Raw genomic sequence first — 24,128 nt, forward strand, 5'->3', positions numbered from 1 at the left:
AACTGTGCCGGGGTGCTTGATATCCGTTGATTGTTTTTCAGCCTCACCCCTTTGGGCAACCTTGGGGTTCCTCCCCGTAATCGCCCCGTTACCCTTACCGTGACCTTACCGTATCGCCTTGCGGTGATCTTGGGGTGCGTCGCCCTAATGTCGCCCCGTCCTGCCGCTGCGACTGGTCACCTCGAATGGTCACTGACTGGTCACCCTTGCACTAACCTTGCCCTAATCTTGCCGTCCGCCTAACCCTGATATCACCCTTCTGGCCTCGCGCGCGTACTGGTCACTAAACCGGCTTTCATGGGGTGTTTCCCCGAAGCGGGGTAGTGCGTGAAAAGTGTGCGTGAAAAGTGCGTAATTTCCATGCGTACCAGCTTGCGTACCAGTGCTTTGCGTACCTGCTCCGACCTGCTGTCAGGGTGCGAACCAATTGCGCGAACCAGCTGCGAACCGGGCCACCCCCATTAGGTTCTCCCGGTGGGATGGCAGGGGTGCGGGTGATTCGCGCCGTGACCGTTCGCTATATACGGCGCTGGCTGGTGGGTTGGTTGTTGTTTCGTTGTCTCGCTCCGGGCTTCGCATTTCGGGCGCTGGTGCTGGGCAATAGGCCAACTGGTGCCGGTCGTTTCCGCGTTGCTGGTGGCCGTCGCTGGCGTGCTGGCGGGGCGTTCTGCGGAAGGCGGAACCGGAAGCGGGGGCGGTCTGAAAAAATCCGTATGAAGCGAAAAAGCGGGGCGCGAATCACCCGCGACGGCGCCGGGGTGGGGGAGAACCTAACGGGGGTGGGGGCAGCGCCGTCCATGGCGCCAGCGATCAAACCACGCGCAGCACGGGAGGCAGCTTGAGCGTTCGAGCTTGGCTAGCCTTCATGGGTTCGGCTCCTTTGGTGCGCCGTCTAGTTCGGCATCAGCCCAGCGCCAGCAAGCGGCGGCCAGGGCTTCGGAATAGGTCATTGGCTGACCGACCATGTAGCCAATCGGCTGGCCTGCTCGGGTGATCCTCCAGGCGGTGCCCTTCGGTTCGCTGGTGGGCAAGTGCGTCGAGTCGTTGGCCGCGTTCAGTTCGGCCAGCAGCTCGGCAAGGTGCTCGCGTATGAAGTGGCGAATCGGGTCGGTGATGCGCTCGGCCGGCGAGACGCGCAGCCGGTCGGCCACGCTCTCGACAGTCAGACCAGCCCGGCGCAGGTAGTCCAGGGCGGCCATTATCCGAAGTACTCCGCGTTGTCTTCGGTCTGTACCCCCTTTGGATCGGTAACATGGTTACAACCCGCGCCGTTGCTGGCTTTCAGCCCTTTTTGATCGGTAACGACAGCGCTCCGTGTTACGGTTTCAAAATCGCTGCGAGCCGCATGGTTGCTGACTTGTAACCGTGTTACCGATTTTCCAGGGGTGTCGGCGGGCAGATACCGCTTAAAGGCTTCCTCGAACTGCTCCCGTTTGTACCCTTTGGCAGTCTTGAAGCCGATGCGATGGGCGCCGGGCTTGATCCCGAACTCTGAGAGCCGCTTGGAAAGCTGGTGCGGTGTCATAGGCTTGCCCCGGTTCCACGCTGCCCACGGCGCTTCCTCGTCTTCGGCCAGGGCGTCCAACAGCTCAGCGGTCGGCAGCCGATCGGTTCGCCGGTTATCGAAGGCATCACGGATCGAAGCCAGCAGCTCAGCGCCAATGCTCGGCGTGTCTTCCTCCAGGCCGTGCAGTGTCGCGGCGGCGTTGCGGGCAATGCGCGGCCAGTTGCCTCCGGCCACTTCGGCAACCGCTAGCAGCGGCTCCCAGCAGTCGTTGGCGCGGTCGTTCAAGCCATCCACCTCGGCGGGCCTGGCCGTTCGGATGGCCTCCCGATTGTCGATGGCGAAGCGCGCCAGCTTGCTTACCAGCTCGGCGAAGGCTGCGGGGTCGGCGTGGCGAATCTTTACGGTACGCTCCCCCGGCAGCTTGCGGCGCAGGCGCAGCGGAATGCTCCGGTCGGACAGGGTGTCGGCAATCTTCCCGATACCGCACAGCGCCTTTGCGCCCCATACGTTGAACCGGGTAGGCATGTGGTCATCGCCGACGCAGCGAATCACGAAAGCGGAGTCGCGGGTAAAACCCGCATTGAGAATGCCCCGCGCTTCCTCATGCTCGGCCAGGAAGGCGTCCACCTCGTCAATCAGCAGTGTCGGCGTCCACAGCTCCAGGGCGCGGAACAACGCAGCCGGTGCGATATTGGAAACGGCCAGGGGACGGCAGGCGAGACGCGACAGCACGCCAAGCATTACCGTTTTCCCGCAACGCTTCTCCGGGGCGGTGATGTTGGCAATCGGCGCGACGTTCACCACGTCCACAAACCAAGTGAAGGCGGCCCAAAGCGCGGCGGCGTGGACCGTGGCCGGGTCGGCTATCACATGGCGCCGAATGATCGTGGTCAGCGCTTCCAGCAGCTCGGCACCGTCTACCAGCTCAGGCCATAGCGTCACTTCGGGGAACAGCTCGTCGGTGCCCGCCGTAGCTTCGTTGGCGGCGCTGGTCAGCTTGTCCAGGTCCGCCATGCTTACCGTCTTGGCTTCCTTTACCGCGTGGCGAATGCGTGCCCAGCGCGCCGGGTCGGCGTCTCTCACCTGGCGCAGCAGGGCCAGCACCTCGGGTTCGAAGATGGCGCCGGGATCTTGTTTGCTCCTGGCGAGCGCGTCTGCGATGGGATCGGGTGCTGGTATGGGTTCGGGGATCAGTTCGGCCAGATTGCTCATTGGTTCGCCTCCCGCCACTGGCGTAGGTCGTTGAAGTCGGAAAGGCTCAGCGGCTCGGCTCCGCTCCAGGGCGGCAGCACCAGCCCACAGCCAAGCACGGCGGCGGCTTGGGTGGCTGCGGTGCGTCCGGGGTTGCCTTCGGTCTGGCGGTCGTCGTCACCCGCGATAATCAGCGGACTGTCGGGGTAGTGCCGTTGGAGCTGGCGCCCGACTTCCAGCAGGTTGCCCGCATTCATGGCGCAGGCCACGGCGGCGCCGTTGTGCTCGTGAATGGTTGCGCCGGTTGCCCAGCCTTCGCAGACGTACAGCGGCTGGCCTGGCTCCAGCGTGCCGATGGGTGAATAGCAGCCCTTCACCCGGCCCCCGGACAGAAACCGCTTGCCGCCGTCCGCTGCGATGCGTTGCAGGTTGACCAGTACGCGCCCCAGGTAGAGCGGCACCAATAGAACGTCGCCACGTTGGCGCAGGCCGTGCGGCCGGCAGCCCTTGGCGATCAGGTAAGGGTGGTGCGGGTCAGCCGTGGCGCTGGTGCTCCACAGCCGTTGCGCCTCGATGGCTGCCGTCTGCTGGCGCTGGTGTTGCTCCGCTTCGCGCTGGTGCCGTGCCTGCTCAACCCGCTGGCGGATCAATTCGGCCTCCATCGGGTCGGCGGGCTTGCGGCTGCTCCAAGTGCTAGAGCCTCCCGCCTTCCAGCTACCGAACGCACCCGATGCGATGCCGTCCAGGTGTAGGACGTACCAGCCGTTAAGCGTGCCGGGCTTGTCGTCTGGCACGCGGAAACGGTGAATGGTGCCGTCTGCTACTGGCAGCCAATCCAGCGGCCCGAACGTGGCTTGCAGCGCGTCGCGGAAGGCCAATTCAGCTTTCTCCAGGCAAGCCGATCCCCTCGGCGCACAGGCGCCGTTTTGAATGGTCATGGTTTAGCCCTCTGCGGTCGGGTTCGGTGCTGCGGCCTTGCGCCACGCTAGTTTGGAAACATCGCCGTTAGCTGTGTCAGCGTGCCGGCCGGACTTGAGTCCAAGCGAGCGGGCACGGGCCATCGCTTCGTTGTAACGGCGCAGGCGGACCGATAGAGATGAGTCAGCACGAAGCGCGGCGAGCGCGCGTGCCCTCCAGGCAGCGGCATGAATGGATTGAAGGCCGTTCATTCGGCTACCTCCGCGCTGGTGCTGCTCAGAAAGTAAAGGGCAACGCCGCTGTGCGTGATGCCGTCCTCATCCGTCAGCGTGACCCGCTCGGTGCGGATGGGGTGGCCAGCGGCGCGCAGCTCCTTGATGCGCCCTCCAGGGTGCATGACGTGAAGTTCACGGCGGGCGGTGAACGTGTCCAAGGCGCCAATCCGTAGCCGCGCCAGCAGACGGGCACGCTGTGCTTCGACACTAGTGCTATGGCGTTGCATTGTTTTGTCAGCCATTTATGCAGCCTCCCCTCGCTGTGCGGCCATTTCGTCGCACCAAGCCAGGATTTCCGCCTCGATGAAGGCTACCGACTTCGGTCCCAACCTGACCTGCTTCGGAAAGGTTCCGGCTGCAATACGCCGGTAGATTTCAGACGTGGAAAGGCTGGTGTAGTCCTTCACCTTGGCCAGCTTGATAAAGCGGCGGGGCTGTGTGGCTTTTTCCAGGCAAGCCGATCCCATAACCCCGTCACGGGGCTTCGAAGTCGTCATTGTTAGGCCTCCTGCTTGGTCAGGAAGGCGTCAACGAACTCGGGGTTCCAGCGCACCGAGCGCCCAAGGCGCACCGGGGAAGGAAAGCCTGGCGTCTTGCTCCAGCGCCAGAAAGTCGTGCGGGAAACCTGATAGCGTTCGCACAGCTTGGCTACAGGCTGATAAACAGGGTTCTTGGTCTGCATGGATTGCTCCTGTTGTGCAGTTGGTCAAAAACCCGAGGGGGACAGTATGCCTCCGGTCCCCTAGGCGGGGTTATGCATTGACGCATCAATGCCGGTGGCAATACAGTCTGCGGCACACGCATACAACTGCGTGTTATAGAAGCCCATCTCAAAAGCTTCGTCCCTCGGGGGTTGTTAACTGGCTTGCCGGTTAAAGACGTTGGTAGCGTCTATCCCCATCGAAGGCCCAGCGTTGGTAGCGCTGGGCTTTTCTTTGTCTGCGATCCTACAGCTGCCGTGCTGTACCGTGGTGTTACCGCGACCACCACACGGTTGCTGTATGTCTAGCCAGTGGCCCCGATGTTACTTGTGCCTCTGGAAGTTTCAAAATGCATTTTTTCCGGTTTTCTAAAACCCCGCGCGACTATTGCCGAAAGGGATAGCGCCTACGCACACCCGGACGTACCCAGATGTACCCAGGCACACCCAAAACCATTACTGGAAGGTAGCGCCTGGCTTGTATCAAATTGTTTCGGTCGTGATGCTCACCGCAACCAATGCGGTTTCTATGCCTTGCGCTTGATGCTCACCACGTTGGTGCCAGCGCATAGCGCATCTATCGAATCGGCCCAGGCTTGCATCATTTCCCGGCGCTGCTCCAGGTAGGTGGCGTGGTTGTAGGTGTCGCGGATTTCATCGTTGTCGCCGTGGGCTAGCTGGCGCTCGATCCAGTCGCGGTTATAGCCGCGCCCGTTGAGTTCGGTGCTCAGCAGATGGCGGAAACCGTGGCCGGTCTGGCGGCCTTCGTAGCCCATCAGGCGCAGTGCCTTGTTAATCGTGTTTTCAGACATTGGCCGGTCGGGGTTCTGCTGGCCTGCAAACACTAGCGGGTAATCGCCCGTGATTTCCTTGAGCTGGCGCAGGATGGCAACGGCTTGGCGGGGCAGGGGCACGACATGCGGGCGGCGGGCTTTCATGCGCGCTTTCGGAATGGTCCAGGTCGCGCCGTCCAGATCGAACTCCGACCACGGCGCCTGGCGCAGCTCTCCAGGGCGAACGGCCGTCAGCATCAGCAAGCGGATCGCGCAGCGGGTCAGCGGGTTTAGGTTGGTGACTTCCAGGATTTCCAGCAGCCCCGGCAGCTCATCGAAAGCAACGTGCGGATGGTGCCGGGTGGCTTTCGGCGGTGCGGCTACCACGTCCAGATCGGTTGCGGGGTTGGCTTCGACTACGCCACTCGCCAGCCCGAAGCGGAATATCTGGTGTAGCCATTGGCGAATCTTGCCGGCGGCGTTCAGCGTGCCCCGCGCTTCGACCTTGCGCACCAGCTCGACCAGCTCCGGGCGGGTGATGGCTTTGACCGGGCGGGCACCGATGCCGGGTATCAGGTCGTTTTCCATGTACAGCTTCGCCTTGTAGGCAGTGCTTTCGGCCCAGCGTGGCGCGTTGTAGGCGTACCACTCCCGCGCCAGCGTCTCGAATGTCACGCCATCGGCCCGTTGCGCTTGTTTGGCGGCTTTTTTCTCGGCGCTAGGGTCTGCCCCTTGGGCAAGCAGCTCGCGTGCGTCTGTGCGGCGCTGGCGGGCTTGCTGTAGAGACACGGCAGGGTAAGCGCCCAAGGCCAGCCGCTTTTCTTTTCCATCGAAACGGTACTTGAGGCGCCACAGCTTCGAGCCGTTGGGCGTCACCTCCAGATATAGCCCTTGGCCGTCCGTCAGCTTGTAGGGGCTGTCCTTGGGCTTGGCTACCTTGATCGCGCTGTCCGTCAGCGGCGTGGCTTTCCGTGGCATGGGGCGCACCTCGTAGGGGCATAAATTCGACCGAACTCGAATGCCCCCAAGAATGCCCCTAAAAATTCGGGCTTACAAGGGAAGGGTAGGGAAGTGCAGACAACAAAAAACCCGCACGGGGCGGGCTTCTTGTGGGCTTTCGGGTGATGCTGACACCACCTGAAAACGAAAGGTGGTGCCCAGGGACGGAATCGAACCGCCGACACGGGGATTTTCAATCCCCTGCTCTACCGACTGAGCTACCTGGGCAACGGGGCGCTATTAGACGGATTTGGCTTTTGCCTGTCAAGCGTGGTCCGGAAAAATATTTAATCCGGACGGGCGCTTAGCGCAGCCGACGGTCATTCGCTCGGCGGAACGTAGCCTTCAGCCTTGGCGTAATCTTCGCCGGAGAAGAACTTGTCCATCTCGCCCTGAAGGAACTTGCGATCTTCGGCGTTCATCATGTTCAGCCGGCGTTCGTTGATCAGCATGGTCTGGTGCTTCTGCCAGTCGTCCCAGGCCTGCTTGGAAATGTTGTTGTAGATGTCCTCGCCTTTCTGGCCTGGAAACGGCGGGCGCTCGAGGCCGGGGAGTTCCTGGTTGTACTTGCGGCAGTTCACGGTGCGGGTCATGAGGTCTCTCCTGCATTCAATTCAGCGGCGGCGCGCTTGAGCAGTGTCTTTACCGGCGCGGCAAGGCCGAGGCGCGGCGGGGTGGCGAGGTTATACCAGAGCCAGTCCGCCTCGGCCACGGCGTCGGGCGCGGTCTTGACCCTGATCAGCCAGGGTTCGATGGCCAGCTGGAAATGGCTGAAGGTGTGGGTCAACCCTGGCAGTTCGCGACGGTCTCCCAGCTGCAGCGCATGCCGTTCGGCCAGAGGATCGAGGGCAGCGAGGTCGTCCAGTTCCGGCAGGCTCCAGAGCCCGCCCCAGAGCCCGCTCGACGGGCGACGGTAGAGCAGGATGGCGCCGTCGCGATTGGCCAGCAGCGGCATCAGCGTGCGCTTTTGCGGCAGCGCCTTGCGTGGCTTGGGCACCGGGAAGTCGGTTTCGCGCCCGAGCAGATGGGCTCGGCAGCCGTCCCTGAGCGGACAGAGCAGGCAGCTCGGGCGGCTGCGGGTGCACAGCGTGGCGCCTAGATCCATCATCGCCTGGGTGTAATGGTTGACGCGCTGCTGCGGGGTGAAACGCTCGGCCACCTCCCACAGCTGGCGGGCCACCTTCGGCTCGCCGGGATAGCCGTACTGCGCGACGTAGCGGGCCAGCACGCGCTTGACGTTGCCGTCGAGAATCGGCGCGCGCAGGCCCATGCTGATACTGGCGATGGCGCCGGCGGTGGATCGGCCTATCCCGGGAAGCTCGGCGAGCTTGTCGACATCCGCCGGAAACACGCCGCCATATTCGGTCACGACGTACTTGGCGGTCTTGTGCAGGTTGCGCGCGCGACTGTAGTAGCCGAGGCCGGTCCACAGGTGCAGCACTTCATCTTCCTCGGCCGCGGCGAGCGCCTCGACTGTGGGCAGTGCATCCATGAAACGGTCGAAGTAGCCGAGCACGGTGCTGACCTGGGTCTGCTGCAGCATGATCTCCGACACCCACACCCGGTACGGCGTGATGTTCTGCTGCCAGGGCAGACCCTTGCGGCCGTGGCGGTCGAACCAGTCGAGGACCGCCGCGCCGAACTGCTCCGGACTCATCGGTTGAACAGGCCTTTGAGGGCGTCCTTGAGTTCCGGGCTGACCTTGTCGCCGAGCTTCTCTTCGATCTTTTCGTTGAGCTTCTCGCCGGCCAGTCGCGCAGCCACCTTGCCCAGCGCGTCCTTGTCGAAGCGGCAGGCCTTGGCGCCCAGCTCCAGCGGGCCGCGGCAGCGCAGCGGCCATTCGATGCCGACGTAGCGCTCGTTGACCTGGCAGGCCGGGTCCGGCATTGCGCCCTTGTCGCCCTCGATGACGATACCGACGCGATAGTCCATGCCCAGCACGCGCAGGTCGACATCGCCGTTGCCATTGACGGTGAGCCCGGGGATGCTGGCCTTGAGGTCGGGGTTGCTGGCTACGCCATTGCGCAGCGTCAGGTTGCCCTTGAGTTCACGGAACGGCGTGTCCTTGCTGCGTGGCTCGCTGGTCAGCGGCTTGCGGTTGAGCGTGGCGATGGCGCGGCAGAGCTGCTGCTCGAGGTTGGCATCGACCAGCACGCCGTTGTCGATGATGAAACCGACCTTGCCATTGAGATTGTCGATCCAGGCCTTCTGGCTGTTGCCCTGGGTGCGCAGGTCGGCATCCAGGTTCAGCAGGCCCTTGACCACCACCTCTTCGCCCTGGCTTTCCAGCAGGCGCTCGACCGGCACACCATTGAGGCGGTTTTGCAGCGTCAGCAATGGCAGGGCCGGGCGCACGTCGAGGCTGGCCGAGCCGTCCAGGCGGCCGCCATACAGTCCGCCGCGCAGCTCCTGCAGGGTCAGCTGGCCATTGCGGGCGCGGGCCTTGAGGTTGAAGCCCTCGAGCGGCAGCTGCATGACGGTGAGGCTGCCGATGGCCAGATTGATCTCGCTGTCGAGCTTGCGCAGCTGATCCAGCGGCAGCACCGAGGCCTCGCTCCAGGCCTGTTGGGTCGGCGCGTTGGGCAGCGGCGTGCTGCCACTGCCGACCGCGGCGGCCTGGGTGCTCTTCACTTCGCTCTTGCGTGCGGCGCCGGCCGGCTCGTCCTTGCTTGGCGGCGGCAGATAGCGGTCGAGATCCAGCCGATCACCCTTGAGATCGACGCGCAGCGCCTGGCGAGCGAAGTCGCTGATGGCGATGCGACCGGTGAAGGTGCTGTCGTCGAGCTTGAGGGTCAGCTCTTCCAGCGCGAGGCTGTTTGCCGTGCCGCTCAGCCGGCTGACCAGCTCGGCCTTGCTCAGCGCATTGCCATCGGTCATGGCCGGCAGCTGCTGGCCGGTGCCCTGTAGAAATTCGCGCAGATTGAACTGCGCCACGGTCATCGCTCCGCTGACCTTCGGTTCCTTGTCCAGGTCGCGCGCCTTCAGTTCGCCCAGTCCGCGCAGCTGGTTGGCGGTGAACTTGAGACCGTTCAACTCAGCGATTTGCGCGGCGAGATCGACCAGCAGCTGGCCCTGGGCGCTGAAGGTCAGAGTCTGGCCCTGCAGCGGTTCGCCGGAGGCCTCGCCGGACAGGCGCATGTCTTCGAACTGGTAGCGCCTGAGCTGGTTGTCGAAGCGCAGTGAGCCCTGCAGTTCGGTGCGTGCGCGCATCACCGGCTTGTTGCTGCCGAAAAAGGCGTTGAGCTTCACCGGGACCGGGCTGCCTTCACGGATTGCGCCGGTCGTGAGCTCGATGCTTTCGGCGCTGTACTGCTGGCCGGTCTTGGCGTCGTGGTAGGTCACGCGGGCATCGCTGACGGTCAGGCTGTCGATATCCAGGGTGAGCGGCTTGCGCGCAGGCGGTGCGTCTTCGCGCTGTTCGGCTTGTGGCTCGGCCGCTTTCGGGGTCTCGCCAGCCGGTTCGCTGCGAGCGGCCGGCTGGCCGACGCCCTCCCAGTTGCCGCGGCCCTGTTCGTCACGGCTCAGGGTCAGGTTGAGGCCGTTGACGGTGATATCGCTCATCTGCACTTCGCGGCTCAGCAGCGGCATTACCCGCACCGACAGGCCGAGCATGCGCAGGTCGGCGAACGGCTGCTCGGGGGTCTGCGCGCTGGCCAGGGTGGTTTCGTGCAGCTCCAGGCCGAGCCAGGGAAACAGGCTCCAGCCGATATCGCCTTTGATGTCCAGTTCGAGGCCGGCCTTGCTGCGCGCCAGGTCGCGAATCTCGTCCTTGTAGTCGTTGGGATCGAATAGGTGGGTCAGGGCGAAGCCCGCCGCCACGACGATCAGCAACAGCCCGAGAAAGACCAAACCCAGGATTTTGCCGAGCGATTTCATGGACGAGTCCTTGTAGATGAACGATCTGAAAAGTGCCGAGTATAGCCCCGTGCCTGCACTTGTCGGGAACGCGGTCGGCGTTGGAGTGCCGTCGGGGGTGCGGGTTCCACAGCTGGCCGCAGCGGGCGGCCGGCGCGTCCTGCTAACGGATCAGAGGGCGCAGCGGCGTTCCCGTGGGCGACTTAGAGCGAATCCAGCGGCAGATGCGTTCGCGCGGCCAGGGCGCTGGCCTCCAGATGCCCCTCGGGCGCGGCCAGGCGCAACGGCTTGCCGGCTTCGCTGGCCTGGCGCTGGGTCTCTTCCAGCAGGCGGCGGCCGACGCCGCGTTTGCGGGTGACTTTGCGTACGCATAGATGCGACAGACGCCAGGCCTGGTCGCCGCGCTGCAGCAGGGCGGCGCCGAGCAGACGGTCATTGAATCGACCGGCGATCAGACTGCCATCGGCCAGCGCGGCCGCGATCAGCGCGTCGGCGCTGGCATAGGGCGTCAGCAGCCATTCGGGTGCATCGGCGTAGATTTTCGCCAGATCGGTTAGATCCTGCGGGCTGGGCCGGGTGACGGATTCGACGTAGACGGGCATGGCGACCTTGCGACGGCTGAGCGGAATGCCGGCAAGCATACGCCGAACCGCCGCCGGCACACGAGACGCCGGCGGTGGGCGCACCCGGTCAATGCAGGCGATGGCGGTCGTGCAGGAAGCTCAGCACCGCGCGGCGGTAGTGGTTGTACTCGGGGTCGTCGGCGAGGGCGATGCGGTCGCGCGGGCGCGGCAGTTTCACTTCGAGAATCTCGCCGATGGTCGCCGAGGGGCCGTTGGTCATCATCACGATGCGGTCGGAGAGCAGCACGGCTTCGTCGACGTCGTGGGTGATCATCATCATGGTGTTGCCCAGGTCCTTCTGGATCTTCATCACCTCGTCCTGCAGATGCGCGCGGGTCAGCGCATCCAGCGCGCCGAACGGTTCGTCGAGCAGCAGCACCTTGGGCTTCATCGCCAGCGCGCGGGCGATGCCGACGCGCTGTTTCATGCCGCCGGAGATTTCCTGCGGATACTTGTTCAGCGCATGGCCCATGTTCACCAGAGCCAGGTTGTGCTCGATCCAGTCGCGCCGTTCGCGCTTGCCCATGCTGCGCTTGAACAGCTTATTCACCGCCACTTCGACGTTCTCGTAGACGGTCAGCCAGGGCAGCAGCGAGTGGTTCTGGAACACCATGCTGCGGTCCGGGCCGGGACCGCGGACTTCCTTGCCGTCGAGGATCACGCCGCCGAGGCTGGGGTCGAGCAGCCCGGCGACGATGTTCAGCACTGTCGACTTGCCGCAGCCGGAATGGCCGATGATGGAGATGAACTCGCCCTTGGCGATGTTCAGGTTGATGTCCTTGAGCACCTGCGAGGCGAGGTTGCCGCGCACGAAACTCTTGTCCAGGTGTTCGATGGAGAGATAGCTCATGGCGTTGTTCCTCAGTTGGCCGGAATGCCGCGGGTGATGCGCTGGCCGACAAAGGCCACCAGGCGATCGAGCACGAAGCCGACGACGCCGATGTAGACGAGCGCGAGGATGATGTCGCTGATGCGCGAGGCGTTCCACGCATCCCAGATGAAGAAGCCGATGCCGACGCCGCCGATGAGCATCTCCGCGGCGATGATCGCCAGCCACGACAGGCCGACGCCGATGCGCAGGCCGGTGAAGATGTACGGCGCGGCAGCCGGCAGCATGATGGTCTTGAAGTACTCGAAGCCGTTGAGCTGTAGCACCTGGGCGACGTTGCGGTAGTCCTGCGGGATGTTGCGGATACCCACCGCGGTATTGATGATGATCGGCCAGATCGCGGTGATGAAGATGACGAACAGCGCCGAGGGATGGCTGTCCTGGAAGCCCGCCAGCGACAGCGGCAGCCAGGCCAGTGGTGGCACGGTGCGCAGCACCTGGAAGATCGGATCGAGGCCGCGCATGGCCCAGTCCGACTGGCCGATCAGCACGCCGAGGCCGACCCCGGCGACCACCGCCAGCAGATAGCCGACCGCCACCCGTTCGAGGCTGGCCAGCAGTTGCCAGGCCAGGCCCACGTCATTGCCGCCGTTGTCGTAGAACGGATCGATGATCAGCTCCCAGGTTTCCGCGACCACCTGCGAGGGCGGCGGCAGCGCGGCATCGGCGCCGGAGCAGAGCATCTCCCAGATCACCCCGAGCAGCAGCAGGATCACAAGCGGCGGTACCAGCTGTTGCAGTGCGTAGCGGCCGCTGCGTCGAGCCAGGGCGGCGAGCCGCGATGGGCGGACGATCGACACCGGCTCGGAGGTGGCGGGATGCAGTTTGACGTTGGCATTCATGGGCTTTTCCTCGCGGGTTGCGGTTATCAGGCCATGGCCTTGATGGTCAGGCTGTCCAGATAGGCTTGCGGGTTCTCGGGGTCGAACACCTTGCCGTCGAAGAACTTCTCCACGCCGCGGGAGGTGGAGGTCGGGATCAGCTCGGCGGGCAGGTTCAGCTCGCCGGCGGCGGCGCGCCAGATGTCTTCGCGGTTGACCTTGGCGATCAGTGCCTGGCTGTCGAAGTCGGCCGGCAGGTAGCCCCAGCGCTTGTTCTCGGTGAGGAACCAGAGGTCGTGGCTCTGGAACGGATAGGAGGCGTGGTCGTCCCAGTAGCGCATCTGTTCGGGATGGTTCTCGATGACCTTGCCGGTGCCGTAGGCGAAGTTGCCCTTCATGCGGTCGACGATGTCCTTGTAGGGCGCGCCGATCCACTTGCGCTGCGAGCAGATCTTCGCCACTTCTTCCTTGTTCTCGGCCTTCTCGCAGAACTGCTGGGCTTCCATGATCGCCATGGTCAGTGCCTTGGCCGCGTTGGGGTTGGCGGCGACATAGTCGCTGCGCAGGGCGAAGGCCTTTTCCGGGTGGTTGTGCCACAGCTCGCCGGTGGTGTTGGCGGTGTAGCCGATCTTCTGGTTGATCAGCTGCGCGTTCCACGGCTCGCAGACGCAGAAGGTGTCCATACTGCCCACCTTCATGTTGGCGACCATCTGTGCCGGCGGCACGACAATGGTGTTGATGTCGGCGTTCGGGTCGATGCCACCGGCCGCCAGCCAGTAGCGCATCCACAGGTCATGGGTGCCGCCGGGGAAGGTCATCGCCGCACTGACCTTCTTGCCGCTGGCCTTCTTCGCCTCCAGCGCGGCCTTGAATGGCGTGCTGTCGAGGCCGATCTTCAGGTCGCGATACTCCTCGCCGACCGAGATGCACTGGCCGGACAGGTTCAGCCGCGCCAGGATCGACATGGGTACTGGCTGGTTGTTCGGCGTGACGATGCCGGCGCTGATCAGGTAGGGCATCGGCGTGAGGATGTGCGCGCCGTCGATGCCGTTCTTCGCCGAGCCGAGCACCAGGTTGTCGCGGGTGGTGCCCCATGACGACTGCTTGAGTACTTCGACCTCGGTCATCCCGTACTTGGCGAAGAAACCCTTCTCGGCAGCGACGAACAACGGCGCGGCGTCGGTCAGGGCGATGAAGCCGAGCTTGGCCTTGGTGGTTTCCACGTCACCGCCCGCGGCCCAGGCGGCCGAACGCATGCCTAGGGACATGCCGCCGAACAGGGCGACGCCGCTGGCGGCGATGATCGAATGCTTGAGAAAGCTGCGGCGCGAGGCCAGCGTTACGCTGCTGGGCTGGTCGTTGTTCGGCTTGTCGGTCATGGTCCGTTTTCCTTTGGGCGAAAAAAAACGGCGCCACACCGCCCGGCTGAAGCCGGAGAGCGTGGACACCGTTGTCCTGATGAGGAGTTGTGAAAGCCGAAGGATCCGGCCTTGCCTGGTCTTTGCGAAAGCTGTGCCAGAACTGCTCGGGCGGCACCGGGCGGGTCCGGGCGCGGCATCGAATCGCCTGGTGGCTTCTGCCAAATCAAGCACTTGCGACGGCGCCACAGACAGGCCGCGACCAGCTCGGTCATTGGTGCGCTCGAGATGAGTTGTGCGTGGCGATTCAGCGGGGCTGGCTGCGCATGCACATTCGAGGGGCAGGGAGGCTGGTCCGATGGTGCGGCGTGCCTGTTTTCAGTGCCTGGAACGCTGGCCCAGGGTGCGCGCCGGGGCGCGCTCGGCCGCCGGCTGTGCCAGTGACAGCAGGCGCTGGGCGACCTCCTCCAGGCGCAGGCCCTGATTCATTGCCGCCTGACGCAGCCAGCTGTAGGCCTCGCCTTCGGAGAAGCCCTGCTGGCGCATGAGCTGCTGCTTGGCCCGCTCCACCTGTTTGCGCTCGTCCAGCGCCTGACGCGCCTCGCGCAATTCTTCATTGAGGCCCTGCAGGCGTACGCTCTGTGTCAGCAGCAGCTCCAGGGTCGAGCGCGCCACCATCGCCGTCATGCCGTCCGGCGGCGGCGCGCCGAGATCGCTGGCCTGCACGCTGAACAGCTTGGCCTGCTCGGCGGCCGCGTGCATGTCGGCGATGCCGTCGAGCAGCTTGCGATGGCTCTGCAGGTCCTTGCGAATTCGCTCGATGCTGTACCGGCACTGTTGCAACAGATCCTGCTCCAGGCGCGTCTCGACCTGCTTCATCGCATCGATGCGCTGCGTGTGCAGCTCGAACCAGAGCTCGCACAGCTGCGGTTCGACCGCCGCACCGGGGCTGGTGCGGCGGGCGATGTCACGCAGGCGGCAGGCTTTGATGTTCGTCTCGCTGGTGCACAGCGCTTGCCATAGCGCCTGCGCCGCCGGGCTGGCGAAGCGGCTGAAGGTGGCGAAGCAGCGTTCCTGGCCCTCTAGCAGGTGCTCCAGACGCTCCAGCATGTCCGCGCGGAAATAGCCGCTGGCGAAGCCGACCACACCTAGCGCGCGCTCCTGCCCGGCCAGTTCCTTGCCCTGCATGAAATTGAACAGTGCCACCAGGCAGCGGGTGATATCCGGGTCGGCGGCGGTGTCGGCCGCTTCGAACACCACTGCCAGCAGCCCTCCGATCAGCCGCACCAGTGTCGCCGTGGCGTCCTGCATGCCGATGGCGTGCTCGCGGATGCGCCGGCGTAATGCGGGCAGCTCGTCGAGGCTGTGCAGGGCGTAGGCGATGCGGGTGAACAGGCGGGTCTTGTCGGCACTGCTGACGGCGTCCAGATCGATGCGATCCAGATCCAGGCGCACGTCGCGTTCCAGCGCCTCGGCTTCCAGGCTGAGCACGTCCAGCTGCTGGCGCTGATGGGCGGCGTTGCCGCTGAGGTAGATGTTCGAGTAGCCGCGCTCCTTCTGCAGCGCGTGCACCAGCTGGCTGATGCGGGTGACCAGTTCGCAGGTGCGCGCCAGGTCTTCCAGGCCGAGCAGTTCGCTGCGCCGGGACGCCAGCATGAAGCGCAAGGTCGCAGGCATTTTCCGTCCGTGCATGGGCGGCACCTCCGCGGGTTGACGCGCAGGTTCTTGCAAGATGCAGTCCAGTAAGCCCGGCGCGTATCCGTGCTGCGGCGTTTGCGCCTATAATGTGCCCCTTTTCGCCCACGATCAGCGGAGCTGTTGATGTCCGAACGTACGGCTTACGTAGAGCGCAACACCCTGGAAACCCAGGTCAAGGTCACCATCAATCTGGATGGCACCGGCAAGGCGCGCTTCGCCATCGGCGTGCCCTTCCTCGAGCACATGCTCGACCAGATCGCCCGTCACGGGCTGATCGACCTGGATATCGAGTGCAACGGCGACCTGCACATCGACGACCACCACACCGTCGAGGACGTCGGCATTACCCTCGGCCAGGCCTTCGCCAAGGCCATCGGCGACAAGAAGGGCATGACCCGCTACGGGCATTCCTACGTGCCGCTGGACGAGGCGCTGTCGCGCGTGGTGATCGACTTCTCCGGGCGCCCGGGGCTGACCATGCACGTGCCCTACACCCGCGCGGTGGTTGGCAAGTTCGACGTCGACCTGTTCCAGGAATTCTTCCAGGGCTTCGTCAATCACGCGCTGGTGACCCTGCACATCGACAACCTGCGCGGCATCAACACCCACCACCAGATCGAAACGGTGTTCAAGGCCTTCGGCCGCGCGCTGCGCATGGCTGTCGAACTCGATCCGCGCATGGCCGGGCAGATGCCGTCCACCAAAGGGTGCCTGTAATGCAGACCGTCGCCGTCATCGACTACGGCATGGGCAACCTGCACTCGGTGGCCAAGGCCCTCGAGCACGTCGGCGCCGGCAGGGTGCTGGTGTCCAGCGATGCGCAGGTCATCCGTGAAGCCGACCGCGTGGTGTTCCCCGGCGTCGGCGCGATTCGCGACTGCATGGCCGAGATTCGCCGGCTGGGCTTCGACGAACTGGTTCGCGAAGTCAGCCAGGACCGTCCGTTCCTCGGTATCTGCGTCGGCATGCAGGCGCTGATGGAGCGCAGCGAGGAGAACGACGGCGTCGATTGCATCGGTCTGTTCCCCGGTCAGGTGCGCTTCTTCGGCAAGGACCTGCACGAGGACGGCGAGCACCTGAAGGTGCCGCACATGGGCTGGAACGAGGTCAAGCAGGTGGTCGACCACCCGCTCTGGCACGCGATTCCGGACAACGGCCGCTTCTACTTCGTGCACAGCTATTACATCGAGGCCGGCAACCCGCGCCAGGTGGTCGGTCGCGGCCACTACGGCAAGGACTTCGCCGCCGCGCTGGCAGAAGGCTCGCGCTTTGCCGTGCAGTTCCACCCGGAAAAGAGCCATACCCACGGCCTGCAGCTGCTGCAGAACTTCGCCGCCTGGGATGGCCGCTGGTAAATGAGCCGGGCCAAGCTCAAGCCGCCGGTCCTGACGCTGGATGCCGCTCAGGAGCAGGCGGCGCAACAGGTCATCAAGCGCTTTCTGCAAGAGCGCTTCGAACTCGAGCTGGGCTCGTTCGAGGCGCAGGAAGTGCTCGATCTGTTCGCCCGGGAAATCGCGCCGCTGTATTACAACAAGGCGATCTTCGACGTGCAGAGCCACCTTAAGGAGCGGTTCGAGAGCATCGAAAGCGACTTGTGGGCACTCGAGAAGAGCTGACCCTTAACCGACACTTGATTTGAACAGGTTCAAGCCATGCTGATTATCCCCGCTATCGATCTCAAGGACGGCGCCTGCGTACGTCTGCGCCAGGGCCTGATGGACGACGCCACGGTGTTCTCCGATGACCCGGTGGCCATGGCTGCCAAGTGGGTCCAGGCCGGCTGCCGCCGCCTGCATCTGGTCGACCTCAACGGGGCCTTCGAAGGCCAGCCGGTCAACGGCGAAGTGGTCACCGCCATTGCCAAGCGTTACCCGGACCTGCCGATCCAGATCGGCGGCGGCATCCGTACCCTGGAAACCATCGAGCACTACGTGCGCGCCGGTGTCAGCTACGTGATCATCGGCACCAAGGCGGTCAAGGAGCCGGAGTTCGTTACCGAGGCCTGCCGCGCCTTCCCGGGCAAGGTCATCGTTGGCCTTGATGCGAAGGACGGCTTTGTCGCCACCGATGGCTGGGCGGAAGTCTCCAGCGTGCAGGCGGTGGATCTGGCGCGCCGTTTCGAGGCCGATGGCGTCTCGGCGATCGTCTACACCGACATCGCCAAGGACGGCATGATGCAGGGCTGCAACGTCGAGGCCACCGTGGCGCTGGCCAACGCCAGCCGTATCCCGGTGATCGCGTCCGGTGGCATCCACAATATCGGCGATATTCAGAAGCTGCTCGACACGAACACTCCAGGCATCATCGGTGCCATCACCGGGCGCGCCATCTATGAAGGCACGCTGGATGTGGCCGAGGCGCAGGCGCTCTGCGACCTGAAGTACAAGGACGAGTGATTCGCTGAACTGCGGTGGATCGGTGAAGCGCGATCCACCCTATACGCTACCTGCAGCTTGAAGCCTGCGGCTTGAATAAGCCGCTTTCGGAGAAAGCCATGGCCCTGGCCAAACGCATCATTCCCTGCCTCGACGTGGACAACGGCCGCGTGGTCAAGGGTGTCCAGTTCGAGAACATCCGCGACGCCGGTGACCCGGTGGAGATCGCCCGCCGCTACGACGAGCAGGGCGCCGACGAGATCACTTTCCTCGACATCACCGCCAGCGTCGACAACCGCGATACCACCCTGCATACCGTCGAGCGCATGGCCAGCCAGGTGTTCATCCCGCTGACCGTGGGTGGGGGCGTGAGGACCGTGCAGGACATCCGCAACCTGCTCAATGCGGGAGCCGACAAGGTTTCGATCAACACCGCCGCGGTGTTCAACCCGGATTTCGTCGGCGAGGCCGCGGACCGTTTCGGCTCACAGTGCATCGTCGTCGCCATCGACGCCAAGAAGGTCTCCGCGCCAGGCGAGCCGGGCCGCTGGGAAATCTTCACCCATGGCGGGCGCAAGCCCACCGGCCTGGATGCAGTGGCCTGGGCGAAGAAGATGGAAGACCTCGGTGCTGGCGAAATCCTGCTGACCAGCATGGACCAGGACGGCGTGAAGAGTGGTTACGACCTGGGCGTCACCCGCGCCATCAGCGAAGCGCTGTGCATCCCGGTGATCGCGTCGGGGGGCGTCGGTAACCTGCAGCACCTGGCCGATGGCATCCTCGAAGGCAAGGCCGATGCGGTGCTGGCCGCAAGCATCTTTCATTTCGGCGAATACACCGTTCCGGAAGCCAAGGCCTACCTGGCCGCCCGCGGCATCGTGATGCGTTGATCCCGACGTGCAGCTGAATAAGGCTTAATGCCCGAGACAAGGACACGCCCGCCGCAGTCGCGGGCGAACAATCAGGAGATTTCTCATGCTCAAGACCATCGCCTCCATTGCCAGTGCGCTGCTGCTCGGCGCCTCGCTGGCCCATGCCCAGGAACCGGCGAAGATCGACCTGCTGACGGAGAACTTTCCGCCCTACAACATGGCGGCCGACGGCAAGAACTTCGCCCGCGATGAAAACATCAGCGGGATCGCCGCGGACATCGTGCGCGAGATGTTCAAGCGCGCCGGTGTCGACTACACCCTGACGCTGCGTTTTCCCTGGGAGCGCATCTACGGCATGGCGCTGGAGCAGCCTAACTATGGCGTTTTCGTCACCGCGCGGCTGCCCGAGCGTGAGGAGCTGTTCAAGTGGGTCGGACCCATTGGTCCGGACGACTGGGTGCTGCTAGCCCGTGGCGACAGCCCGATCAACCTGACCAGCCTGGATCAGGCGCGCCAGTACAACATCGGCGCCTACAAGGGTGACGCCATCGCCGAGCACCTGGACGGTCAGGGGCTGCAGCCGCAGCTCGCCCTGCGCGACCAGGAAAACGTGAAGAAGCTGCTCGACGGCAAGATCGACCTGTGGGCCACCGGCGATCCCGCCGGCCGCTACCTGGCGCGCCAGGAAGGCGTGACCGGGCTCAAGCGCGTGCTGCGCTTCGACAGTGCCGAACTCTACCTGGCGCTGAACAAGCAGGTCGCCGACGAGACGGTGCAGAAGCTGCAGAAGGCGCTCGACCAGATGCGCAGCGAAGGTGTGATCGACGAGATCAACGCGCGTTACCTCTAAGTCTCCCTGGTCGGCGCATCTCCTGCGCCGACTTTCTCGATGATGGCGGTGCGCTAGCAGGGTGCGCCGATCCACTTCCTCGCGCCGTCCTGGCGCATGCACGCTTCCCCGTTTCAGCAGGCGCTTAGCCCTGGCGCCGTGGCGCTTCGCTGGTTCGCATCTTGCTTTGGATCGACCCCGGCTCTGGCTCGCGGAGGGGTGGGCCAGAGAATCGAGAAAAAGGGAGCGATCGATGTTCAAGCGAATCATTGCCGTCGTCTTGCTGCTGCTCTGTGCTCACGCGCACGCCGCGCTGCCTGACGATTACCGAGTCGTGCTGCTGACCGAGAATTTTCCACCATTCAACATGGCCGAGGACGGCAAGAACTACGCGGCCGACGCGCGCATTCACGGCATCAACGCCGACATCGTGCGCGAGATGTTCCGCCGCGCGGACATCCGCTACGAGCTGACCCTGCGCTTCCCCTGGGATCGCATCTACAAGCAGGTGCTGCAACAGCCGGATCAGGGGCTGTTCTCCACCACCTTTACCGCCGAGCGCGAGCCGCAGTTCAAATGGGTCGGGCCGCTGGCAAGCATCAGCTGGGTGCTGCTGGCGCCCGCCGACAGTCCTCTGCGCCTGACCGGGCTGGAGCAGGCACGTGACCTGCGCATTGGTGCCTACAAGAACGACGCGGTCAGCCAGCACTTGGAGGGCAAGGGCCTGGCGCCGATCAATTCGCTGCGCGACCAGGAGAACATCGGCAAGCTGCTCAAGGGACAGATCGACGTTTGGGCCACCGCCGATCCGGTCGGCCCCTATCTGGCCAAGCAGGAAGGCGTCACCGGTCTGAAGCCGGTGCTGCGTTTCAATGAGGCGCGATTGTTCCTGGCGCTCAACCGGGCGACGCCGGACGAGGTGGTCGAGCGTCTGCAACGGGCGCTGGACGCGATGCGCGCCGATGGCACGGTGGACAGGATGCTGCAGCGCTATCTCTGATGCTCAGCGGTAGATACCGCCGCGACCGTGGGCGGCCATGGCGCGATTGCCGCGCGTGGCGATCATCTGGCCAACGTCCACCCACTCGATGCCCTGCGCAGGCAGGCGCGGCAGTTCCCGCTCCAAGAGCGCCAGCGTGCTCTCGTGGGGATGGCCGATGATGACGACCGAACCCTGCTTGCGCGCGAGCGCGATCGCGGCCTGGAACCGCTCGGCCACCGCAGCGGGGGATGGGTCGTCATCGAGAAAGATATCCCGCGACAGGCTCGCCAGCGCGGTGCGCTGCGCGCTGGCAGCGGCCACGGTGCGAGGGCTGGTGCGGCTGTCGAGGAAAAACAGATGACGACGCTGCAGCTCGCCCATCAACCAGGTCATGGCTTGCGGCTGCTCGGTCATGGCGCTGCCCATGTGATTGTTCAGCCCGCTGGCATGCGGCACCGCTTCAAGGGCTGCGTCGAGGCGGCGCGCCAGCTCGTCGTGGGGCAGACGAGGGTGCCAGGCGAAACGGCCCTGGGCAGGCGCCATCGGCATATGCAGCATGACGGTCTTGCCGGCGCTATGGGCCTGTTCGGCCAAGGCGGCAGCGTGGCGGGTGTCCGGCAGGATCGCCAGTGCGACCGGTCCCGGCAGCTCCAGCACACGGCGATCGCGCGTGGGGTTCTGGCCGAGGTCGTCGATGACCAGGGTCAGCCTGGGTCGGGGCTCATGTTCGTGTACGACGTCGCGGCCGAGCACGGCCTGGCTGAATACTGCCAGCACCAGTGCCAGGCCCGCTGCCCAGGCGGGCATGCTCATTGCCCGCGGGTGAGATTCAATCCCTTGAGCAGGTTCAGCGCTTGACCGAGCTGGTAGTCATCGTCCTGCGGCCGATCCGAGTCGCTGGCGATCTGCGTGCTGGTTGGCCGATCCGGGCCGCCATTGCCATTGCCTAGATGCCCGGCGAGATCGGCCTCGCGAAGGCCTTCGGCAGCCTGTTCACGGGTCAGCTTGGCGCGTTCCACCTTGATGTCGGGCTCGATGCCTTGCGCCTGGATCGAGCGGCCGTTGGGGGTGTAGTACAGCGCCGTGGTCAGTTTCAGCGCGCGGTCGTTGTTCAGCGGCAGCACGGTCTGCACCGAACCCTTGCCAAAGCTGTCGGTGCCCATCACCACGCCACGCTTGTGATCCTGCAGGGCGCCGGCAACGATTTCCGAGGCCGAAGCACTGCCGCCATTGATCAGCACCACCAGCGGTACCCCTTCGCTGGCATCGCCCGCATCGGCGTTGAAGCGCAGCTCGGAATTGGCGATGCGGCCCTTGGTGTAGACGATCAGGCCCTTGGTGAGGAAGTGGTCGGAAATCTCCACCGCCGCCTGCAGCACGCCACCCGGGTTGTTGCGCAGATCGAGCACCAGGCCGTTGAGCTTCTTGCCGCCGTTGTCCTTCTTCAGCCGGGCCAAGGCCTTGCCGACTTCCTCGCCGGAGTTGACCTGGAACTGGGTGATGCGCAGGTAACCATAGCCGGGCTCCAGCATCTGGCTCTTGACGCTGCGCACCTTGATCACCGCGCGGGTCAACTCGACGTCGAACGGCTGACCGCCCTCACGTACCAGCGTCAGGCTGATGGTGCTGCCAGGCTTGCCGCGCATCTTGGCGATGGCGTCCATCATCGACAGCCCCTTGGTCGGCTGCCCGTCGATCTTGACGATCAGGTCGCCGGCTTCGATGCCAGCCTTGGAGGCCGGGGTATCGTCGATCGGCGACACCACCTTGATGAAGCCGTCCTCCATGCCGACCTCGATGCCCAGCCCGCCGAATTCGCCGCTGGTGCTTTCCTGCAGCTCGGCAAAGGCGTCGGGCTCGAGATAGGCCGAGTGCGGATCGAGGTTGCTGAGCATGCCCTTGATGGCATTTTCCAGCAGCGTCTTGTCATCTACCGGCTCGACATAGGCGGCCTTTATGCGGTCCAGCACTTCGGCGAAGGTGCGCAGTTCATCCAGCGGTAGCGGCGCTTTGGAGCTCGGTACCGCAGCCGCTTCCGCCGGAGGCTGCTGGGCCCAGGCACCGCCTTGCATGCCCAGCAGGATGGCCAGGGCGAGCGTGGAGGGGCGGGCGAAACGGCGCAGGTGCAACATGTCGAACTCCAGTAATGAGAGGGCACGCTAGGCAAATGGGGCGGCTCGGTAGGGCCGAATCACCCTCGACTAGCCTTGCGTGCGGCACCATTGGGCAGGATCGCTGGGGCGGCCCTGCTGACGAATGGCGAAATACAGTGCGGCGGTTTCCTGGCCGCCGCTGGTGCCAACCGTGGCGATCGGGTCGCCGGCCTTGACGATCTCGCCGGCGTCGCGCAGAAGGCTCTGGTTGTGCCCGTACAAGCTCAGGTAGCCGTTGCCATGGTCGAGAATCACCAGCAGGCCGGCGCCGCGCAACCAGTCAGCGAAGACCACCCGACCGCCATGCACGGCACGGACCTGCGTGCCTGCACTGGCGCCGATCAGTACGCCGTCCCATTTGGTTCGAGCGTCGCCGCCGCGCGGAGTGCCGTAGCGGGCGACGAGACGTCCGTCGACCGGCCACGGCAACTTGCCCTTGGCCTGGGCAAATGGTCCGCCGAAACTGCTGCCGGCGCTGGAAACCATCGGACCGCTTGGCGCTGCGCTGCCGGCCTGGCGTTGCTGCTGTCGCTGGCGCTCGGCCAGCAGTTCGCGCTGGCGGGCCTCTTCGGCTTCGCGAGCCTGTCGTGCGAGGGTTTCTTCAATGGTCTTGAGCACCCGCTCGAACTGCGCCTGTTCCTGCCGCCGCGCCTGCAGCTTGCGTTCACGGGTGGACAGATCGCTGTTGAGCTTGGCCAGGGTCTGCTGACGCTCCTTGCGCACCTCGGCGAGCTGATTGCGCCGCTCCAGCAGGCCGTCCTTCTTCTCGGCGAGCAGGTTCTGCTGGGCTTCGATGTCGGCCTCGACGTTGGCCAGCTGGCGCAGTGTCTCGTTGAAGCTGTCGAGCTGCTCGAGACGGGCCTTGTTCAGATAGTCGTAATAAGTGAGGGTGCGGCTGAATTTTTCCGGGTTCTGCTGGTTGAGCAACAGCTTGAGATATTCCTGACGGCCGTTCTGGTAGGCGGCGCGGGCCTGCAGGCCGATCAGCCGCTGCTGCTCCAGGCGAGCGCCTTCGAGGGTGGTCTTCTCCTCGTTCAGGCGCTCCAGCTCGGCCTCGCTGCGGTCGATCTCCTGCTGCAGGCTATCGACCTGCTTCTCCAGCTGGCCCATCTCGCTTTCGGTGGTCTGCAGCTGTTTCTGGACGCCGGACTTCTCCTGCTCGATCTGCTTGAGCAGCTTCTGCAGCTCGGCAATGTCCTGGCGGGCGGCTTCGATCTGCTGCCTTGCGGCGGCGCGCTCGTCCGCCACGGCCGGGCCGAGCAGGCAGAGAAAGGCGAGGGCGAGGAATGTACGAGGCATGGAAGGCTGTC

The 24,128-nt window shown here is 64.7% G+C and carries 25 protein-coding genes and 1 tRNA gene; 7 read left to right on the forward strand and 19 right to left on the reverse strand.

Annotated features, from left to right (window positions below; genetic code table 11):
* Positions 1–863: 863 nt before the first annotated feature.
* The 16 genes from ACX1DW_RS18090 to ACX1DW_RS18165 form a co-directional block, all read right to left on the reverse strand.
* The gene (locus ACX1DW_RS18090) at positions 864–1,199 is read right to left on the reverse strand and encodes a hypothetical protein (protein ID WP_458992068.1); all 336 of its coding nucleotides are present in this window, start codon (positions 1,197–1,199) and stop codon (positions 864–866) included.
* A complete protein-coding gene (locus ACX1DW_RS18095; protein WP_458992069.1) occupies positions 1,199–2,719 on the reverse strand; it encodes a DUF3631 domain-containing protein in 1,521 nt (506 codons plus the stop codon). Before ACX1DW_RS18095 ends, ACX1DW_RS18090 begins: the two co-directional genes overlap by 1 nt.
* A complete protein-coding gene (locus ACX1DW_RS18100; protein WP_458992070.1) occupies positions 2,716–3,636 on the reverse strand; it encodes a toprim domain-containing protein in 921 nt (306 codons plus the stop codon). The genes ACX1DW_RS18095 and ACX1DW_RS18100 overlap by 4 nt, the downstream gene beginning before the upstream one ends.
* A gap of 227 nt (positions 3,637–3,863) precedes the next feature.
* A complete protein-coding gene (locus ACX1DW_RS18105) occupies positions 3,864–4,133 on the reverse strand; it encodes a helix-turn-helix domain-containing protein (RefSeq protein ID WP_458992071.1) in 270 nt (89 codons plus the stop codon).
* The gene (locus tag ACX1DW_RS18110; protein WP_458993416.1) at positions 4,134–4,358 is read right to left on the reverse strand and encodes a helix-turn-helix transcriptional regulator; all 225 of its coding nucleotides are present in this window, start codon (positions 4,356–4,358) and stop codon (positions 4,134–4,136) included.
* A gap of 32 nt (positions 4,359–4,390) precedes the next feature.
* Complete coding sequence (locus ACX1DW_RS18115; protein ID WP_125872242.1) at positions 4,391–4,573, reverse strand: helix-turn-helix transcriptional regulator; 183 nt, start codon at positions 4,571–4,573, stop codon at positions 4,391–4,393.
* 545 nt (positions 4,574–5,118) lie between these two features.
* Complete coding sequence (locus ACX1DW_RS18120) at positions 5,119–6,342, reverse strand: tyrosine-type recombinase/integrase (protein ID WP_458992072.1); 1,224 nt, start codon at positions 6,340–6,342, stop codon at positions 5,119–5,121.
* A gap of 173 nt (positions 6,343–6,515) precedes the next feature.
* A tRNA-Phe gene (locus tag ACX1DW_RS18125) sits at positions 6,516–6,591 on the reverse strand.
* Positions 6,592–6,683: 92 nt separating this feature from the next.
* Entirely contained in the window at positions 6,684–6,956 is a 273-nt protein-coding gene (locus ACX1DW_RS18130; RefSeq protein ID WP_125920783.1) for an oxidative damage protection protein, read from the reverse strand.
* Entirely contained in the window at positions 6,953–8,020 is a 1,068-nt protein-coding gene (gene mutY / locus ACX1DW_RS18135; RefSeq protein ID WP_458992073.1) for an A/G-specific adenine glycosylase, read from the reverse strand. The genes ACX1DW_RS18130 and mutY overlap by 4 nt, the downstream gene beginning before the upstream one ends.
* Positions 8,017–10,239: an AsmA family protein gene (locus tag ACX1DW_RS18140; RefSeq protein WP_458992074.1), complete on the reverse strand. Its 2,223-nt coding sequence runs from the start codon at positions 10,237–10,239 to the stop codon at positions 8,017–8,019. Before ACX1DW_RS18140 ends, mutY begins: the two co-directional genes overlap by 4 nt.
* 182 nt (positions 10,240–10,421) lie before the next feature.
* Positions 10,422–10,820: an aspartate 1-decarboxylase autocleavage activator PanM gene (gene panM / locus ACX1DW_RS18145; protein ID WP_458993417.1), complete on the reverse strand. Its 399-nt coding sequence runs from the start codon at positions 10,818–10,820 to the stop codon at positions 10,422–10,424.
* 88 nt (positions 10,821–10,908) lie between these two features.
* On the reverse strand, positions 10,909–11,691 hold the full coding sequence (locus ACX1DW_RS18150; RefSeq protein ID WP_458992075.1) for an ABC transporter ATP-binding protein: 783 nt from the start codon (positions 11,689–11,691) through the stop codon (positions 10,909–10,911).
* Between the two features lie 11 nt (positions 11,692–11,702).
* Positions 11,703–12,572 carry a nitrate ABC transporter permease gene (gene ntrB, locus ACX1DW_RS18155; RefSeq protein WP_458992076.1) on the reverse strand — a complete coding sequence of 290 codons (870 nt, stop codon included), beginning with the start codon at positions 12,570–12,572 and terminating at the stop codon, positions 11,703–11,705.
* 26 nt (positions 12,573–12,598) lie between these two features.
* Positions 12,599–13,930 carry a CmpA/NrtA family ABC transporter substrate-binding protein gene (locus ACX1DW_RS18160; RefSeq protein ID WP_458992077.1) on the reverse strand — a complete coding sequence of 444 codons (1,332 nt, stop codon included), beginning with the start codon at positions 13,928–13,930 and terminating at the stop codon, positions 12,599–12,601.
* Positions 13,931–14,287: 357 nt separating this feature from the next.
* On the reverse strand, positions 14,288–15,601 hold the full coding sequence (locus tag ACX1DW_RS18165; protein WP_458992078.1) for a nitrate- and nitrite sensing domain-containing protein: 1,314 nt from the start codon (positions 15,599–15,601) through the stop codon (positions 14,288–14,290).
* A gap of 129 nt (positions 15,602–15,730) precedes the next feature.
* Here ACX1DW_RS18165 and hisB point away from each other — a divergent pair, with 129 nt between their 5' ends.
* The 7 genes from hisB to ACX1DW_RS18200 all read left to right on the forward strand — a co-directional run bounded on the left by hisB (position 15,731) and on the right by ACX1DW_RS18200 (position 20,683).
* Positions 15,731–16,324, forward strand: coding sequence for an imidazoleglycerol-phosphate dehydratase HisB (gene hisB / locus ACX1DW_RS18170; protein WP_458992079.1), 594 nt, complete (start codon positions 15,731–15,733; stop codon positions 16,322–16,324).
* Positions 16,324–16,962: an imidazole glycerol phosphate synthase subunit HisH gene (hisH, locus tag ACX1DW_RS18175; protein ID WP_458992080.1), complete on the forward strand. Its 639-nt coding sequence runs from the start codon at positions 16,324–16,326 to the stop codon at positions 16,960–16,962. Before hisB ends, hisH begins: the two co-directional genes overlap by 1 nt.
* The gene (locus ACX1DW_RS18180) at positions 16,963–17,223 is read left to right on the forward strand and encodes a DUF2164 domain-containing protein (RefSeq protein ID WP_003303327.1); all 261 of its coding nucleotides are present in this window, start codon (positions 16,963–16,965) and stop codon (positions 17,221–17,223) included.
* A 36-nt stretch (positions 17,224–17,259) separates the two neighbouring features.
* Entirely contained in the window at positions 17,260–18,003 is a 744-nt protein-coding gene (hisA, locus tag ACX1DW_RS18185; protein ID WP_063541088.1) for a 1-(5-phosphoribosyl)-5-[(5-phosphoribosylamino)methylideneamino]imidazole-4-carboxamide isomerase, read from the forward strand.
* 98 nt (positions 18,004–18,101) lie between these two features.
* Entirely contained in the window at positions 18,102–18,872 is a 771-nt protein-coding gene (hisF, locus tag ACX1DW_RS18190) for an imidazole glycerol phosphate synthase subunit HisF (RefSeq protein ID WP_003303324.1), read from the forward strand.
* Positions 18,873–18,957: 85 nt separating this feature from the next.
* Positions 18,958–19,704 (forward strand): substrate-binding periplasmic protein, encoded by a 747-nt coding sequence (locus tag ACX1DW_RS18195; RefSeq protein WP_156244929.1) that lies wholly within the window; start codon positions 18,958–18,960, stop codon positions 19,702–19,704.
* Between the two features lie 232 nt (positions 19,705–19,936).
* Complete coding sequence (locus ACX1DW_RS18200; RefSeq protein WP_458992081.1) at positions 19,937–20,683, forward strand: substrate-binding periplasmic protein; 747 nt, start codon at positions 19,937–19,939, stop codon at positions 20,681–20,683.
* Positions 20,684–20,686: 3 nt separating this feature from the next.
* Here ACX1DW_RS18200 and ACX1DW_RS18205 read toward each other — a convergent pair whose 3' ends face one another.
* From ACX1DW_RS18205 to ACX1DW_RS18215, 3 genes are all read right to left on the reverse strand, one after another.
* The gene (locus ACX1DW_RS18205; protein ID WP_458992082.1) at positions 20,687–21,478 is read right to left on the reverse strand and encodes a divergent polysaccharide deacetylase family protein; all 792 of its coding nucleotides are present in this window, start codon (positions 21,476–21,478) and stop codon (positions 20,687–20,689) included.
* Entirely contained in the window at positions 21,475–22,797 is a 1,323-nt protein-coding gene (locus tag ACX1DW_RS18210) for a S41 family peptidase (protein ID WP_458992083.1), read from the reverse strand. Before ACX1DW_RS18210 ends, ACX1DW_RS18205 begins: the two co-directional genes overlap by 4 nt.
* 69 nt (positions 22,798–22,866) lie before the next feature.
* Positions 22,867–24,117, reverse strand: a complete 1,251-nt coding sequence (locus tag ACX1DW_RS18215) for a murein hydrolase activator EnvC family protein (protein WP_063541093.1) — start codon at positions 24,115–24,117, stop codon at positions 22,867–22,869.
* Positions 24,118–24,128: the final 11 nt, after the last annotated feature.

This window comes from Stutzerimonas sp. KH-1 (assembly GCF_054483855.1).